This window comes from Kribbella sp. NPDC003557, from assembly GCF_040610805.1.
In the GTDB taxonomy this organism is placed as follows: Bacteria; Actinomycetota; Actinomycetes; order Propionibacteriales; family Kribbellaceae; genus Kribbella.
Genome location: NZ_JBEXMY010000005.1, coordinates 284,194 through 300,157, shown reverse-complemented (window position 1 = coordinate 300,157; position 15,964 = coordinate 284,194). Strand labels below are relative to the sequence as shown.

Annotated in this window: 15 protein-coding genes; 9 read left to right on the top strand and 6 right to left on the bottom strand. The window is 70.7% G+C overall.

The window, feature by feature from the left end:
* Positions 1–9: 9 nt before the first annotated feature.
* On the top strand, positions 10–636 hold the full coding sequence (locus tag ABZW60_RS22090) for a hypothetical protein (RefSeq protein WP_355479571.1): 627 nt from the start codon (positions 10–12) through the stop codon (positions 634–636).
* Here the strand turns inward: ABZW60_RS22090 and ABZW60_RS22085 are convergent.
* Both ABZW60_RS22085 and ABZW60_RS22080 read right to left on the bottom strand, forming a co-directional pair.
* Positions 633–1,337, bottom strand: coding sequence for a nucleotidyltransferase domain-containing protein (locus ABZW60_RS22085; RefSeq protein WP_355479570.1), 705 nt, complete (start codon positions 1,335–1,337; stop codon positions 633–635). The genes ABZW60_RS22090 and ABZW60_RS22085 overlap by 4 nt on opposite strands.
* The gene (locus ABZW60_RS22080; RefSeq protein WP_355480492.1) at positions 1,337–2,179 is read right to left on the bottom strand and encodes an alpha/beta hydrolase; all 843 of its coding nucleotides are present in this window, start codon (positions 2,177–2,179) and stop codon (positions 1,337–1,339) included. The genes ABZW60_RS22085 and ABZW60_RS22080 overlap by 1 nt, the downstream gene beginning before the upstream one ends.
* Before the next feature lie 165 nt (positions 2,180–2,344).
* Between ABZW60_RS22080 and ABZW60_RS22075 the strand changes: the two genes are divergently transcribed.
* Genes ABZW60_RS22075 through ABZW60_RS22055 form a run of 5 tightly spaced genes read left to right on the top strand, consistent with a single transcriptional unit; the run spans position 2,345 to position 7,925 of the window.
* Positions 2,345–3,274, top strand: a complete 930-nt coding sequence (locus ABZW60_RS22075; RefSeq protein ID WP_355479568.1) for an ABC transporter permease — start codon at positions 2,345–2,347, stop codon at positions 3,272–3,274.
* Positions 3,274–4,272, top strand: coding sequence for an ABC transporter permease (locus ABZW60_RS22070; protein ID WP_355479566.1), 999 nt, complete (start codon positions 3,274–3,276; stop codon positions 4,270–4,272). Before ABZW60_RS22075 ends, ABZW60_RS22070 begins: the two co-directional genes overlap by 1 nt.
* Positions 4,265–5,260, top strand: coding sequence for an ABC transporter ATP-binding protein (locus ABZW60_RS22065; RefSeq protein ID WP_355479565.1), 996 nt, complete (start codon positions 4,265–4,267; stop codon positions 5,258–5,260). The genes ABZW60_RS22070 and ABZW60_RS22065 overlap by 8 nt, the downstream gene beginning before the upstream one ends.
* Positions 5,253–6,239 (top strand): ABC transporter ATP-binding protein, encoded by a 987-nt coding sequence (locus tag ABZW60_RS22060; protein WP_355479563.1) that lies wholly within the window; start codon positions 5,253–5,255, stop codon positions 6,237–6,239. The genes ABZW60_RS22065 and ABZW60_RS22060 overlap by 8 nt, the downstream gene beginning before the upstream one ends.
* 9 nt (positions 6,240–6,248) lie before the next feature.
* Positions 6,249–7,925: an ABC transporter substrate-binding protein gene (locus tag ABZW60_RS22055; RefSeq protein WP_355479561.1), complete on the top strand. Its 1,677-nt coding sequence runs from the start codon at positions 6,249–6,251 to the stop codon at positions 7,923–7,925.
* Positions 7,926–8,633: 708 nt separating this feature from the next.
* Here the strand turns inward: ABZW60_RS22055 and ABZW60_RS22050 are convergent.
* Together ABZW60_RS22050 and ABZW60_RS22045 are read right to left on the bottom strand one after the other, a co-directional pair.
* On the bottom strand, positions 8,634–9,128 hold the full coding sequence (locus ABZW60_RS22050) for an HAD family acid phosphatase (protein WP_355479560.1): 495 nt from the start codon (positions 9,126–9,128) through the stop codon (positions 8,634–8,636).
* The gene (locus ABZW60_RS22045) at positions 9,121–9,672 is read right to left on the bottom strand and encodes a GNAT family N-acetyltransferase (RefSeq protein WP_355479558.1); all 552 of its coding nucleotides are present in this window, start codon (positions 9,670–9,672) and stop codon (positions 9,121–9,123) included. The genes ABZW60_RS22050 and ABZW60_RS22045 overlap by 8 nt, the downstream gene beginning before the upstream one ends.
* Positions 9,673–9,875: 203 nt before the next feature.
* On the opposite strand from ABZW60_RS22045, the gene ABZW60_RS22040 reads away from it, so the two are divergent.
* The 3 genes from ABZW60_RS22040 (at position 9,876) to ABZW60_RS22030 (ending at position 14,061) form a co-directional block, all read left to right on the top strand.
* Positions 9,876–10,094 carry a hypothetical protein gene (locus ABZW60_RS22040; protein WP_355479556.1) on the top strand — a complete coding sequence of 73 codons (219 nt, stop codon included), beginning with the start codon at positions 9,876–9,878 and terminating at the stop codon, positions 10,092–10,094.
* Positions 10,095–10,177: 83 nt separating this feature from the next.
* Entirely contained in the window at positions 10,178–11,305 is a 1,128-nt protein-coding gene (locus tag ABZW60_RS22035) for a metallophosphoesterase (RefSeq protein ID WP_355479554.1), read from the top strand.
* Positions 11,302–14,061: an AAA family ATPase gene (locus ABZW60_RS22030; RefSeq protein ID WP_355479553.1), complete on the top strand. Its 2,760-nt coding sequence runs from the start codon at positions 11,302–11,304 to the stop codon at positions 14,059–14,061. The genes ABZW60_RS22035 and ABZW60_RS22030 overlap by 4 nt, the downstream gene beginning before the upstream one ends.
* Here the strand turns inward: ABZW60_RS22030 and fdhD are convergent.
* Positions 14,045–14,878: a formate dehydrogenase accessory sulfurtransferase FdhD gene (gene fdhD, locus ABZW60_RS22025; RefSeq protein ID WP_355479551.1), complete on the bottom strand. Its 834-nt coding sequence runs from the start codon at positions 14,876–14,878 to the stop codon at positions 14,045–14,047. The genes ABZW60_RS22030 and fdhD overlap by 17 nt on opposite strands.
* Positions 14,875–15,915, bottom strand: coding sequence for a phosphotransferase (locus ABZW60_RS22020; RefSeq protein ID WP_355479549.1), 1,041 nt, complete (start codon positions 15,913–15,915; stop codon positions 14,875–14,877). The genes fdhD and ABZW60_RS22020 overlap by 4 nt, the downstream gene beginning before the upstream one ends.
* Between the last annotated feature and the right edge of the window lie 49 nt (positions 15,916–15,964).

Genomic DNA, 15,964 nt, shown 5'->3' with positions numbered 1-15,964 from the left:
AGAGCTGCCATGGTCCGCCGCATCCTCGTGCTCGTCGTCCTCCTCTTCGCTCTCGGTGCGACGCCCGCGCACGCCGGTGGCCCCACCAGTGTCCTGCTCAGCGCACCGCCGTCCGTCGTCGCCGTCGGCTACGAGGACCAGCAGTACTCCGACCTGCAGCAACTGATCCAGACCACGACGCAGCACGACGTGGGCAGTGAGGCACACAGCGTCGGGAGGTTCGTCCGCGCCACCTGGCTGATCCACGACATGAGCGTCTGGCGGATCGACGTCATCTACCCCGACGCGCCGGGCGGTCCCTGGATCGCCACCGAGGAGTTCATGGGCGGGACCAAGCCGGCCAAGCCCACCTGGCACCGCCCCGCAGACCCGGTGCGGCTGCTCCAGGTGCTCGGCTCGCTCGAACTCCTCGAAGGCGAGTCCATCGGTGGCCCCACCCTCGACGACGGCTACACCGCGGAGCAGGCCACTCCAGAACCGGCCCAGACCCAACCGGCCCAAGCAGAGGCTGCTGGCTCGTCCCCGACCTTCTTCACCGGGTGGCGCTGGATCATCCCAGGCGTACTCCTCGGCGCAGCGGTAGCGGTCGTCGCCGCACGCCTCTTCCCCAAGCGCCGGTGGGAGCTGATCGACTAGATCTGAGCAGCCAGCTCGAAGCCGTTGAACAGCCGTCCGCCGTGCGCGGCCAGGATGCGGTCCACTGCGACCACCAGTCGGTCGTCCGACGCCCGGACTCCGTCCAGCAGCACCGTTGCGTAGTCGGTGCCGTGAGCAACGTCGTACGCCGTGAGCTCGCGCAGCAGGCCCTTGCCGGTGCCGGACCAGTGGCCCGCTCCGGTGAGTAGCAGGCGAGCGGCGTCCTGCCACAGCACCGAGGTGATGGCCAGCCGCACATCGCCTTCAGCGTCGGACAGGTCGTCCAGCAAGTTCGTGAGTATGTAGCGCAGCAGGTCCAGCTCGTCCCTGGACAGCGGCTTCGGTCCAGCAGCGACCTCGGCCAAGTACTCCTGCTGCAGCCGCGCGCCGGACCCGTCAGTGTCCACCAGTACGACGGACTCGCCGACGAGCCGCATCATCGTCGGCTGACGCCGCAGCTGGTCCTTGTCGGCGAAGTAGCGCAGTGACTTCTCGGTGTGGACGAACAGCTCGACCGGCCACCCGGCGTACTCCAGCGACTTCCGCCGTGGTGCCGGCGGACCGTCCAGCAACACCGTGATGTCCAGGTCGGACGTGGGACCGGCGTCACCGCGCACAACGCTCCCGCCGAGCCAGGCGGCCCGGGCGTCCGGATACAGCTCGAGGACGAGTTGGCGTGCCAGGTCCATCGCTAGGTCCATCAGGACAGTGTCAGCCACCGCAGCAGTTCGCGGTACGCATTTGCCGGCGGGATATGGCCGCCCACGTAGTACCTGCGGTCGGCGTGCGGGATCGCGGCGGCGAGCACGTCGGCGTACTTGCCCGCGCGCACGTCGGCCGATCCGTGCCAGAGGCTGACCGGGACCGCGATGTCACCGAGCTCGAAGCCCCACGGGTTCGCGAACGCGATGTGGTCGTCGATCCAGCCGTCGTGGCTGGTCACGAAGGTGGCGGTCAGCCGGGCCACGGCCTCCGGGTCCTCTCGGGCAGGAGGCCCCGGCGGCGAACCCGGGTCGGGCGGGAACTCCGGGCCGCCGTCCTCGACCGCGGCCATGATCGACCGCGCCGTCTCCTCGAGTCCCGGCCGCAGGTCGCCGTGCACCGCCAGCCAGGAGGTGCGGTTGCGGCGCGGATCCGCCTGCTCCTCGGCCTCGGTCGGCTCCGGGCCGTCCACGATCGAGGGTGCGTTGCTCGCTGTCACCGCGCAGCGCGTCACCCGATCCGGCAGCAGCGCCGCGCAGGCCAGCGCGTGCGGCCCGCCCCCGGAGCCGCCGGTGACCGCGAAGCGATCCCACCCGAGCGAGTCGGCGAGGGCAGCGGCGTCCGACGCCACGGACGCCACCGACCGGCCCGGCTGCGGGGTCGATCCGCCGTACCCGGGCCGGTCCGGCATCACCATCCACAGCCCGGACGCCTCGATGGCCGCGACCACCTCCGGCCGCTTCCACCGGGTGCTCGGCGTACCGCCGAACGACAGCACGGGGACGCCGCCGTCCGTGCCGTAGACCGCGTACATCAGCATCCGGTCGCCGATCCGTAGCATCTGATCCACCTGCGGAGCGTAACCGCCCGGGAGCACCTAACCGAATCCACAGTTAACCGCCGGACTTTCTCGGGATTCGAGACGCGGGCGGCGTGGTGGGAGGATGCCGCCTAGGTTTTGTCGGCCATCACAGATGACTGTGATTCGAACCTGTCAGGAGTGCTTGTGAGTTCCTCGGTCGCCGGGACCGTATCGCCCACCCGGCAAGCGATGCGCCGGTTCCGGCGGGACCGCAGCGCACGGGTCGGCCTGGTCCTGGTCGTCGCGCTGATCCTGATCGCCGCGGCCGCGCCCCTACTGGTGCGACTCGCCGGCCAGGACGCCACGACGTACCACATCGACCTGCTCGACCCGGCGCGCGGCAACGCACCCCGCGGGCCGGTCGGCGGCGCGAGCGGCACGCACTGGTTCGGCGTCGAGCCGCTGACCGGCCGCGACCTGTTCTCGATCGTGGTCCTCGGCCTGCGGACGTCGTTGACCATCGCGGTCGTCGTCACGCTGATCACCACCGTCGTCGGCACCCTCGCCGGGATCAGCGCGGCGTACTTCGGCGGCTGGTACGACGCGGTCCTGTCGCGGCTGCTCGACTTCCTCTTCGGCTTCCCCCAGCTCGTCTTCATGATTGCCCTCGGCATCGTTGTGCCGGCCCGGTTCCCGCGCTGGCTGCTGCTGATCCTGGTGCTCAGTTTCTTCGGCTGGGCCGGGCTCGCGCGGCTGATCCGCAACCAGGCCCGGTCACTGGTCGCCCGCGAGTTCGTCGAGGCGGCCCGCAGCGTCGGCTCCAGCGGCTGGATGGTGATCACCCGCGAACTCCTGCCGAACCTGATCGGCCCGGTCCTCGTGGTCGCCACCCTCGCGATCCCCGGCTACATCGGCGCCGAGGCCGCGCTGTCCTTCCTCGGCGTCGGGGTCCCGCCGCCGACACCGAGCCTCGGCCGGTCCATCTCGGACTCGATCGCCTGGGTGTACACCGGCGCGGATCCGTGGTTCCTGCTGTTCCCGGGCGCGGTGCTGTTCCTGGCCGTGCTCGGCTTCACGCTGCTCGGTGACGGCGTCCGGGACGCGTTCGACGTCCGGCTGCGGAGGACGAGCTGATGCCCGATCTCGTCTGGTTCGTGATGCGGCGCCTGGCCGCCGCCCTGATCGTGATGCTCGCGCTGAGCCTCGCCGTCTACCTGGTCTTCTACGCGATCCCCGCCGACCCGGCCCACCTGGCCTGCGGCAAGCCCTGTACGCCGGACCGCCTCGAGCAGGCCCGGCACTTCATGCAGCTCGACCAGAGCACCCTGCAGCAGTACCTGAACTTCCTGAAGGGCATCGTCGCCGGCCGGACGTTCGGCGACGGTGCGGCCGCCGTGCACTGCAACGCGCCCTGCTTCGGGTACTCGTTCCCGCTGGCCCGGCCGGTCACCACGCTGATCCTGGACCGGCTGCCGATCACCGCGTCGATCGCGCTCGGCGCCGCCGTGCTGTGGCTGCTGCTCGGTGTCTCGCTCGGAGTGATCGCGGCGCTGAACCGCGGCCGCCTCGCCGACCGGCTGGCCATCGGCGTCGCGCTGGTCGGCGTCTCGACCCCGTCGTTCCTGCTCGGCCTGCTCGCGATCCTGGTGTTCGGGTTCTGGCTCAACATGGTCCCGGTCAGCGGGTACGTGCCGTTCACCGAGAGCCCGGTCGACTGGGCCTGGCACCTGATCACGCCGTGGCTCGTGCTCGCGATCCTGCAGGCGGCGGCGTACATCCGGCTGACCCGGTCGCAGATGCTCGAGGAGCTCAACCTCGACTACATCACCACGGCCCGGGCGAAGGGCGCCGGCGAGGCGCGGGTGGTGCTGACGCACGGGCTGCGCGGTGTGCTGGTCCCGGTCGTCACGCTGTTCGGCCTCGATCTCGGCGGCCTGCTCGGCGGCGCGATCCTGACCGAGAAGGTGTTCAGCATGCAGGGTCTCGGCGACCTGCTGATCACCGCGGTCGGTCAGCTCGACGTGGCCGTGGTCGTCGGTGTCACGCTGTTCTCGGCCTTCCTGATCATCTTCGCGAACTTGGTGGTGGACGTCGTGCACGGTTCGCTCGACCCGAGGGTGAGCCATGGCTGATCCAGTGCTCGAGGTCCACGACCTGCACGTCACGTTCAGCACCGAGGGCGGCCTGGTGCCGGCCGTCGACGGCATCGACTTCGCGGTCGCGCCGGGCCGGACGCTGGCGATCGTCGGCGAGTCCGGATCCGGGAAGAGCGTCAGCTCGGCCGCGGTGATGGGGCTGCTGCCGTCGAACGCCGACGTCACCGGTGAGGTGCTGCTCGACGGCCGCGAGCTGAACGGCCTGCCGGCCGACGAGCTGCGCAAGATCCGCGGCAACGACATCGCGATGGTGTTCCAGGACGCCCTGTCCGCGCTCAACCCGTACTACTCCGTCGGCTGGCAGGTCGCCGAGGCGTACCGGCTGCACCACGACGTCTCGAAGAAGGTCGCGCTCCGCCGGGCCGTGGAGATGCTCGACAAGGTCGGCATCCCGGACGCGGCCCGCCGCGCGGACAGCTTCCCGCACGAGTTCTCCGGGGGAATGCGGCAGCGGGTCGTGATTGCTATGGCTCTGGTGAACGACCCCAGAGTGCTGATCGCGGACGAGCCGACGACCGCACTCGACGTGACCGTGCAGGCACAGATCATGCGTCTGCTCGACGACGTCCAGGAGGAGTTCGGCACGGCGCTGATCCTGATCTCCCACGACCTCGGAGTGGTCGCGGAGGTCGCCGACGACGTCTTGGTGATGTACGCCGGGCGCGCGGCCGAGCGCGGCACGGTCCGCGACCTGTTCTTCCGCGCGGCACACCCGTACAGCCTCGGCCTGCTGGGCGCGATGCCGCGCGTCGACGTACCCCCGAAGCCGCGGCTGACCACGATCCCCGGTACGCCGCCGACGCCGGGGTCGATCACGACCGGGTGCCCGTTCCAGCCGCGGTGCGCGTACGCGCACCTGGTGGGGGAGCGCTGCGTCACCGAGCGTCCCGAGCTCACGCCGCGCCCGGGCGAGGGCGACCACGAGGCGGCCTGCCACCTGGGACGGAGGCCGTCGGATGCCTGACGAGCTGCTGAACCTCAAGGACGTGACCAAGCACTTCGGCCTGCGCGGCGTGCCGTGGCAGAAGGCGCAGGCCGTGCGCGCTGTCGACGGCGTGAGTCTCGTCGTCCACAAGGGCGAAACCGTCGGTCTGGTCGGCGAATCCGGGTCCGGCAAGTCCACGCTGGCCCGGGTCGCGACCCGGCTGCTCGACCCGACCCGCGGCCGGGTCGAGATCGGCGGCCAGGACGTCACCAAGGTCAAGGGCCGGCGGCTGCGGCCGATCCGCCGACGGATCCAGATGGTCTTCCAGGACCCCCAGGCCTCCCTGAACCCGCGGCAGTCGGTGGGCACGATCCTGAGCACGCCGTTCCGCGCGCAAGGCATCCGGCCGACCCGGGCCCAGCTCGTCGAACTGCTCGAACAGGTCGGCCTGGCCGAGGAGCACCTGCAGCGGTACCCGCACGAGTTCTCCGGCGGGCAACGGCAGCGGATCGGGATCGCCCGTGCACTGTCGGTGAAGCCCGACCTGCTGGTCTGCGACGAGCCGGTGTCCGCGCTCGACGTGTCGGTGCAGGCCCAGGTGCTGAACCTGCTCGCCGACCTGCGCGACGAGCTCGGCCTGTCGTACGTCCTGGTCGCCCACGACCTCGCCGTCGTCCGCCAGGTCGCCGACCGGATCGCCGTGATGTACCTCGGCACGATCGTCGAAGAAGGCCCGGCCGCGCAGGTGTACGGCGCGCCGGCGCACCCGTACACGAAGGCGTTGCTGTCCGCCGTGCCGGTGCCGGAGCCAGGCGCAGTCCGCGAGCGGATCGTGCTGACCGGCGACGTCCCGACGCCCGTCGACCCGCCGTCCGGCTGCCCCTTCCGGACCCGCTGTTACAAGGCTGAGGACGTCTGCGCGACGAAACGACCAGTGCTCGAACCCGTCGACGGGAATACCGAGCCCGGAGCCGGACATAGGGCCGCCTGCTACTTCCCTGAGCCCCCCACCCCCTGAGAGGACCCGATGAAACGCATAACCCGAGCGGTCGCGGTAGCGGCCGTGCTGGCGCTGGCGGCAGCAGCCTGCAACGCCAACGACAAGTCCGCCTCCGGTGGTGGCAGCAGCACCGCAGCCGCCGAGCAGGGCGGCACCTGGCACATCCTGACCACCAGCAAGGAGATCAGCCTCGACCCGGCCAAGAGCCAGAACCTGGGGATCAGCTCGATCCACCTGGTGCTGCGCGGCCTGACGTCGTGGAAGACGGAGCAGGGCAAAGCGGCCGAGCTGGTGCCCGACCTCGCCACTGACACCGGCCAGGTCAGCGACGGCGGCAAGACCTGGACCTACAAGCTCAAGTCCGGGCTCAAGTACGCCGACGGCTCGCCGATCGTCGCGGCCGACATCAAGTACGGCATCGAGCGCTCGTTCGCGCCGGAGCTGTCGGGCGGTCTGCAGTACCACAAGTCGCTGCTGGTCGGCGGCGACAAGTACACAGGCCCGTACAAGGGTGCCGAGCTGGCCTCCGTCGAGACGCCCGACGACACCACGATCGTGTTCAAGCTGAACAAGCCGTACGGCGACTGGCCGTGGATCGTCAGCATGCCCGCGTTCTCGCCGGTGCCCAAGAAGGCCGACACCGACCCGGCGCACTACGGCGAGAAGCCGGCCGCGAGCGGGCCGTACCAGGTGAAGTCCTACGCCCCCGGCTCCAAGCTCGAGCTGGAGCGCAACCCGAACTGGGACAAGTCGACCGACCAGGCCCGGACCGGCCTGCCGGACGCGATCGTGCTCGACATGGGCCTGCAGCCCGACGTCGTGAACCAGCGGCTGATCGCCGACGCCGGCGACGACAAGTTCGCCGCCACCACCGGTACCTCGGTGCCGGCCGCGCTGATCCCGACGATCACCGGCAACCCGGCGGTCAAGGCCCGGGTGGCGACCTCGCCGTCCGGCGCGCTGGAGTACTTGGCGATGAACACGAAGCGCCCGGCGCTGGCCAACCCGGAGGTGCGCAAGGCGATCGAGTACGCCGTCGACAAGCAGGCCGTCCAGGTCGCCGAGGGCGGACCGGAGTACGGCGGCGAGATCGCGTCCACGCTGATCACGCCGGGCATCGACGGCTACAACAAGTACGACCTGTACGAGGCCCCGCCGGCCGGTGACCCGGAGAAGGCCAAGCAGATGCTGGCCGCGGCCGGTGTCAGCAACCTGAACCTGGTGCTGGCCGCCGACAACACGACAGGTCTCGGTGTGGCGCAGGCGATCCAGCAGGGCCTGAAGCGGGCCGGCATCACGGTCACCATCAAGCCGCTGGACAGCGAGCCGCTGAGCGACCTGATCACCGGCAACAAGCCGGACTTCGACCTCACGGTGTCGAGCTGGCTGCCCGACTTCCCGAGCGCCATCGGCAACATCCAGCCGCTGTTCGCGTCCTCGGAGATCGGCAACGGCGGGTACAACATCTCGCGCTACTCCAACCCGGCAGTGGACTCCGCGATCGCCGCGGCCACAGCCGAGTCGGACCGCACCAAGGCAGCCGGTCTGTGGGGCGCGGTGGACAAGCAGATCATGCAGGACGCGCCCATCGTCCCGCTGATCTACGCCCGCAACGCGTTCCTGCACGGGTCGAAGGTCCAGAACTTCTACCTGTCCGCCTACCCGCCGTACCCGAACCAGCTGATCGTCGGCCTGAGCAAGTAAGCCCCCGGCCCGGGACGAGCGCACGCTTGTCCCGGGCCTTGCTGCGCTTAACAGGCAACTCATGCGTACGGCAGCCGTGCCACGCGTACGAGCAGCCAGCCCACGCGCGCTACGCAGGCACTCCGTCGCTGCGCTCCTCCCGCGCCTGCTACGCGCGCTCCCACCCACCCTCCGGCTACCGCCGGCGCATCAGCTTCCGGCTGCCGCCGGACGGTTCCGGCTGCCGCCGGACGGTTCCGGCTGGCGCCGGATGTTTCGGCTGGCGCCGGGTGTTGCGGGCTGGCGCCCGCGGGTGACTGCCAGGTGGTGTCTCTCGCTGCGGCGGATGAGTCTGCGGCTTGTGTCGGGTGGGCTGGCGGGCTGCTCGGGCGGTCCGAGGAACCAGCCCACGCGTGCTACGCAGGCACTCCGTCGCTGCGCTCCTCCCGCGCCTGCTGCGCGCGCTCCCACCCACCCTCCGGCTACCGCCGGAGCATCAGCTTCCGGCTGCCGCCGGACGGCTCCGGCTGGCGCCGGGTGTTGCGGGCTGGCGCCCGCGGGTGACTGCCAGGTGGTGTCGCCGGCTGCCGCGGATGGGCCTGCGGCTTGTGTCGGGGTGGGCTTGCGGGCTGCTTGGGCGGGTCTGAGGCAGCCGCCCACGCGTGCTACGCGGACACTCCGCTCCTGGATAACGCGCCAATCGTGCGACGGGCGCCGGCGTCGACAGGGTCAGCTGCGGCCTTCGGATTCTTGGGCTTCGAAGAGGGTCGGCTGGGACTCGGGGTCGAGGCCCCAGTCGGCTCTCATCACCGTGTAGCCGGCCTTCTCGGCGGCTTTGATGACTGAGGCGTCGTCGTCGACGAGGACTGCGATCGGGCGGTGTTCGGCCAGGCGTTTGAGGCGGCCCAGTTTCATCAGCATCGATGGGCGGCGGTCGGTGTTGCCGCGCATGTAGACCTTGCCGGCAGGGAAGCCGTTGTCCTTCAGCCACTTCTCGGTGTCCCGCCGCAGCCGCTCGGGCCGGCCGGTCAGGTAGATGATCTCGTGGTCGACGGCCAGCGTGGTCGCGACCGCCAGACCCTCGTCGAGGACGGCGTCGTCCTTGGCGTGGGCGAAGAACGAGTCCCAGTCCTTCGGCTTCCGCTCGATGAAGCGCAGCCGCTTGCTGGTGTCGGACAGCGTCGCGTCGATGTCCAGTACGGCGTACGGTCGCTCGTCACTCATGTGCCCCAGCTTCCCAGGTCGCGCGGTCGACGGCGTACAGCACCTCGCCGAACTCGGTTCCGGGCAGCGGATCGTCGAAGTGCTCGTGGTAGACCTTCTCGAAGCGCAGCCCCGACCGCCGCATCACGTCCCGCGACCGGTGGTTGACCGCCATCGTGTCCGCGACCACCCGCTCCATCCCGAGCCCGGTGAACGCGTGCGCGATCAACGCCCGCGTCCCTTCGGTCGCGTAGCCCTTGCCCCACGCGCTCCGCAGCAGTCGGTACCCGACGTCCACCGTCCCCGGCACGCCGGTCGGCTGCAGCCCGAACCACCCGACGAACCCGTCCCGCGTCTCGGCCTTGAACGTGCCCAGCCCCGGGTGTTCGTCGTACACCTTCAGGATCTCCGGCAGTACGACGTCCGCGATCTCGGGGCGCGGCGTCGGCTGACCGGTCAGGAACCGCATGACTTCGGGGTCCGAATCCAACGACACCAGCAGTTCGAGGTCGTCCGCCGTGAACCGCCGCAGCACCAGCCGCGAGGTCTCCAGGTAGATGTTCATCCCGCGCATCGTCCGACGGATCCGCGAGTGGCGCAACGACCTTTCCCGTGACTACCATCTCCGCTGACCGGGTTGCATCGGCCCAACACGTTCTCTCCCGGGAGAGCAGCGAGCCCGATGGATTTTGCCCAGCCAGGTCCTACACCGAGCACAGCCACCAGTACTCAGCCGAACCCGGGATCGGCCTCGAGACTGGAGGAGTTGTGCCTGAGCCGATCATCTACCTGCTGCTGTCAGGTCTTGTTGTCGCCCTGCCTCGGCTGGCGATCGTGATTCTCGCCTTCCGGGTGTTCGAGCGGACCGGCGACCCGAAGAGTCTGCGGGAGATCGTTCCGCTGCTCCGGCTGGGTCCCCGGCTGTGCCTTCACCGGGGATCCCATCCACCGGAACTGCCTGCCAAGAGCTCGGACATCGCTGAGTGACCGTCCGGAGTGTGGGCGGTGTAGCGGTTTGTGTGTGTTGGGTTGCGCGGTTGTCGGTGCCGCGGGTTAGCGTTCTCAACGCTATGGGCGAGTCGATCACGTTTCTGCACAGCTCGGACTGGCAGCTGGGGATGATGCGCCGGTTCCTGGGGCCGGACGGCCAGGCCCGGTGGGGTCAGGCGCGGCTGGATGCTGTCGCGCGGATCGGTGAGGTCGCGAAGGAGACGGGCGCGGCGTTCGTGGTCGTCACCGGGGACGTGTTCGAGCACAACCAGGTCGAGCGGCAGACGATCCTGCGCGCGTGCGAGGCGCTGAAGCGGATCCCGGTCCCGGTGGTGCTGCTGCCGGGCAACCACGACGCGCTCGAGCCGGGGTCGCTGTGGACGTCCGGCCAGTGGCTCGCGCACGCGCCGGAGCACGTCACGGTGCTGACCGAAACGACGCCTTTCCAGATCCTGCCGGGCGTCGAGATCGTCGGCGCCCCGTGGCGTTCGCGCCGTCCGCTGTCGGACCCGGCCGCCCCGGCGTACGCCGATCTCGCGCCGGCTCCGGGAACCACGCGGATCCTGCTCGCACACGGCCAGCTGACGAGCCTGTCCGGCGGCATGTCCGACGTACCGCCGATCGACCAGGTGGCACTCGAGGCCGCGGTCGCGGACGGCCGGCTGCAGTACGTCGGCCTCGGCGACCGGCACTCGACGACCCGGGTCACCGACCGGATCTGGTTCTCCGGGACGCAGGAGGTGACGTCGCCGGAGGAGGACGCCCCGGGCAACGTGCTGAAGGTGACGATCGACGACGGCGCGATCGACGTCGAGCCCGTCCGGGTCGGCGCCTGGCACATGGTCGACCACCGGGTCGAGCTGTTCGACGAGGAGTCGATCACCGCGCTCGAGGACTGGTTCGCCGAGCTGCCGGACAAGGAGCGGACGTACGTGCGACTCGCCGGTGACGGTTCGCTGTCGCTACCGCTGCTGGCCCGGCTGGACACGATCATCGACGCCCAGGGCGAGGTCTTCGCGAGCGTCGAGCGCTGGGTGAAGTTCTGGACCGTGCGCCCGGCGCCGGACGCGGCGGACCTGGAGTCGCTGCAACTCAGCGGGCCGGCCCGGGCCGCGATGGAGGAGCTGCGCCAGGCTCTGGCCGGTGGCGACGAGAGCGCCGGCGCCGCGCTCTCCCTGATGCACCGATTGGCGCGGGACGCGGGATGAGACTGCACAGCTTGGCGCTACGGGACTTCCGTGGCGTCAAGGACCGTAGTGTCCGGTTCCGCGCGCTCGGCACCACCGTGGTGGTCGGCGACAACGAGGTCGGCAAGTCCAGCCTGGTGGAGGCGTTCGGGCTGATCTTCGACCTGCCCGACGACTCGAAGTCGACCCGGATCCGCGACATCCAGCCGGTCGGCCAGGACGTCGGCCCCGAGGTGACCGCCGAGCTGAGCCTGGGCGGGCGCGAGCTGACGTACTCGAAGCGCTGGCTGAAGAACCGCTCGACCGAGCTGACGATCGTCGAGCCCGACGGCCGCCGGCAGTCCTGGACCGGGCGGGAGGCGCACAACGAGGCCGAGCGGCTGTTCCACCAGCACGTCGACCCGGTGCTCTGGCAGACCCTGATGGTCAGCCAGGGGCAGTCGTTGGTGTTGCCAACACCGGCTGACGCGGAGCCGTTGATCACCGCGGTGACCGCGGAGTCCGGCACCCCGGTCGACGGTGCGTCGATGCCGCTGGTGACGGCCGTCGAGCACGAGTACCTGCGGTACTGGACGCCGCGCGGCAAGCCGACCGGCGACTTCGCCCGCTCCGCGAAGGCGGTCGCCGCCGCCGAGCTGACCTCCAAACAGGCGTTGCAGGCGATGGAGGAGGTCCAGGCCGACATCCGTCGCGCCGAGCGGCTCAACCTCGACCTCGACGACGTCACGGTCCGCCTGACCGAACACCTCACCGGCCTCGAGGCACTGCGCGAGCGCAAACAGGCGACCGACGAGATCCTGCTCCGGCGCGACTCGGTGAAGTCCCGCGCCGAGACCGCACGGGCCCGGTTGGAGAACCACACCCGCACCCGGCTGGAGCGCGAACGCCTGCTCGACGAGGTCGAGCGGTTCACGAAGGTCGAGGCGGAGCTGGCCGGACGACGGGCGGACGCGGAGCTGGTCGCGAAGACCGCGGCCGAGACCGTCCAGGCGGCGGAGGCCGCGCTCGCGGACGTGGTGGAGCTCAAGGACCTGCGGCGGACCGACGTCCAGACGGCCGAGCGGCGCGTCTCGGGCCTGATGGATCGCGCCGAGCTGGATCGGCTGACCGGACAGCAGACCGAGCTCGTCGACGTCCGCGCGCGGATCGCCGCGGCCGGCACGATCCTGGACCGGATCAAGGTCGACGACGCGATGGTGGCGGCGCTGGAGGACGCCCGCGCGGCGGTGGTCGAGGCTCGCGCGGCGCTCGCCGCCGGCGTACCGGAGGTGACGGTACGCCGCCTCGGCGCGGAGCCCGTCGAGCTGTCGGGGACGGGCCTGGAAGGCAGCGCGCCGCCGGAGCTGGGCTTCGACGAGTCGACCGAGATCCTGGTGTCCGGCGAGCTCGTGGTCGGCGTGCCGGGACAGGTCGAGGTGACCGTCCGGGCCGGTGGCGAGGCGGCGACGCTGCGCTCGCGGGTCGACGATGCCGTACGGCGGGAGAAGGACCTGCTGAAGAAAGCCGGCGTCAAGGATGTCGCCGCGGCGCGGGAGCTGCTGCGGAAGGCCGACACCGCGACCGCCGAGCTGAACGAGGCACGCCGGACCGAGAAGTCGCTGACAGCCGGCGGCGACCCGGGCGAGCGGATCGCCGTACTGACAGCACGCCTCGGCAGCGTCGACGAGGCCGAGGACGTCGGCGGCAAACCACCCGCTGTCGAGGGCGTGCCGGGGCAGATGTCGCTGTTCGCGGAGTTCACCGAGTTCGCGTCGCCGCATGACACGTTGTTCGACGATGTCAGCGAGCCCGGACCGGCACCGGCCGATCTGCCGGGCGCGCAGCGGGCGCTCGACGCCGCCAGGGACGGGCTGGCCGAGGCGGAGCGGTTGCTGAAGGACGCGGAGTTCGCCGTGGAGCAGGCGCGGAAGGCCGCGGACGAGGACCGGTCCGAGGCGCAGAACGCGCGCGCCCGGTCCGAGCTGGCGGGGGAGCGGCTGGCTGCGGCGGTCGAGTCGCTGGAGTCGGCGCGGTCCGTGCTCGACGACGAGGCCGTGACGGTGGCCGAGACGGAAGCCACGGCCGAGGTCGAAGCGGTGCTCGAGGAGCTCACCGCCGTGCAGGCACAGGCCGACGAAGCCGGGGCCGACCGGGTCGCCGACGAGCTGACGCACTCGCTGGCCGTCGCGAAGCGGCTGCAGGACGAACGCGATCGTCTGCGCGACGCGCTCCGTACGACGGAAGGCCGGCTCGAGCAGTCCGGGCGGGACGGACTCGCGACGCGACGCGACCTGGCCGAGCTGGAGCTGGCCGCCGTCCGCACGGAGCACGACAGCCTGCTGCGGCGCGCGGAAGCGGCGCAGCGCGTGCACGAGACGCTCAGCCGGCACCGGGCCGAGGCGCAGACGAAGTACTCCGAGCCGCTGCAGAGCCGGATCGAGGCGCTCGGCCGCAGCGTGTACGGGCCGTCGTTCCGGGTCTGGCTGGACGACGACCTCGCCGTGGCCGAGCGCGAGCTGGACGGTGTCCGGTTGCAGGTCGAGGCGTTGTCGACGGGCGCTCAGGAGCAGCTGGCGATCATCACCCGGCTGGCGATCAGCCACCTGGTCAGCACCGGCGAGGGCAGCGTCCCGGTGATCTTCGACGACGCCCTCGGCTGGTCCGACAAGGCCCGCCTCCGCGACATGGGCGCCCTCCTCGGCCGCGCCGGCGACCACGGCCAGATCATCATCCTGACCTGCATGCCCGACCGCTACGAATACGTCCCGAAGGCCACGTTCATCACGCTGGACGCGTGATCCGCTCCGGGGCGGAGTAGACGACGCAGCGGTCGCCGCGGGTGAAGCCGGCCAGGGTGATGTTGAAGCGGCGGGCGAGGTCGACGGCGAGGCTTGACGGGGCGCCGACGGCGACGACCATGCCGAGGCCGGCGGCGACGGCCTTCTGGACGATCTCGTAGCCGGCGCGGCCGCTCACCGTGAGGACGAGGCCCTTGCGGCTGTGCTGGTTGAGGACGGTCCAGCCGACGACCTTGTCGACCGCGTTGTGCCGGCCGATGTCTTCCTTCACCACGACCTTGCGGCCGTCGGCGGTGAACAGGCCGGCGGCGTGCAGACCGCCGGTGCGGCTGAACATCGGCTGGGCTTCGCGGAGCAGGTCGGGCAGCCGGCGGACGACGTCGACGGGGACCTCGACCGGATCCACCGGGTCGTACTCGCGCTCGGCGAGCTCGTCGAGGCTCTGCTGGCCGCACACGCCGCACGCGGCCGACGTCACGCCGTACCGCTGGGGTGGTTCGCGGTCCGGCGGACCGTCGAAGGTGACCGTGACGGTGTTGAACTGCTGCTCGCGGGTCAGCGTGACATCGGTGCAGTAGGCAACGGTCCGGATCGCGTCCGGGCGGACCGCGAAGCCCTCGCCGAGGCAGAACCCGGCGGCGAGCTCGAAGTCGGAGCCGGGGGTGCGCATCGTCACGACCAGCGGCTCCGGCGGCCGGCCCGGCCATTCGAGGCGCAGCTCCAGCGGCTCCTCGGTGCTGACGACGTCCTCGCGCCGCGAGGTGCGGTCACCGTCGAGCACCTCGACCTTGAACCTGCTGGTGGGAGCCTTCGTCATACCTCCACGGTAGGCCAGCCGCGCCGTACCGCGAGCCAGTCCAGGAATGTCCAGGCGGACAGCCGCTGGTGGTCGCGCAGGGCCGGCGTACAGCCGGGCGGGGGTGGGGCGTCGGTGTTCTTCATCATGTACGCCGCGATCACGGCGACCAGGCAGTCGAGGTGATCCTTCGGGACGTCGGCGGTCAGCGGGCTGTGCGTGACGGCGGTGAAGGTGTCGATGCCGTGGTGCTGGGCGATCGGCAGCAGGCCGACCCAGTCCACCCAGCGCGGGCCGAGGGTCAGCCAGTTCCAGTCGACGATCCAGCAGGTGCCGGCGTGGTCGATCAGCAGGTTGTCCGGGCGCAGGTCGGAGTGTGCGGCCGAGTCGCCGGTGAGCGCCTCCGGTGCGAGGGTCACGAGTTCCGCGAGCTCGGGCAGCACACGCGGCAGCCAGCTCTGCAGTCCGGTCGGCATCTCCCGCTCACCCGCCAGAATCTGCGCCGGGACACCCACGTCGTCCCCGACCAGCTCCGCGAACACGCTCAGCCCACAGAGCGGGCTCGGCCGCAACACCTCAGCCATCTGCTCACAAGCAGCAGTAACCCGCCCGAAGTCCTCGACGGTCCAAGGCGTGCCGGGCATCCGCCCGTCAACCCACTCCGACACCACGGCAAACCATCGCGGCCCGTCGCCGCGCGGTCGAGCGGCTGCTTGCTCATCGTGCGCGGTGTCGGCCGGGGTGGGCGTGTGGGCTGTGCTGACGATCGCCGGCGCCCTCACGGAGGGTGGAAGCTGTGGGACCACCTCGGCCTCGCGCTGGTAGGCCTCATAGGCGTGCATTCCCTCCGGGGCCGCTTTGATGAAGACATGGCGGCCGTCGGCCAGGTGAGCGCGGGCGGCGAAGCCGCCGGTGAAACCCGAGGAGACCGGCTTGGCGACGGATGTGATCTCCGTGCCGAGGGCAACCGCGAGGACCTCGTGCAGGGCGAGCGGGAGGGACTCCCAGCCGGGGCGTCGCGAGGTGGCGGAGTAGTCGACGTCGGGGGCGCGGCTCATGTCCACACACCATAGAAGCGACGGAGCGGCGGCGCTCGTGGTTTAGCGT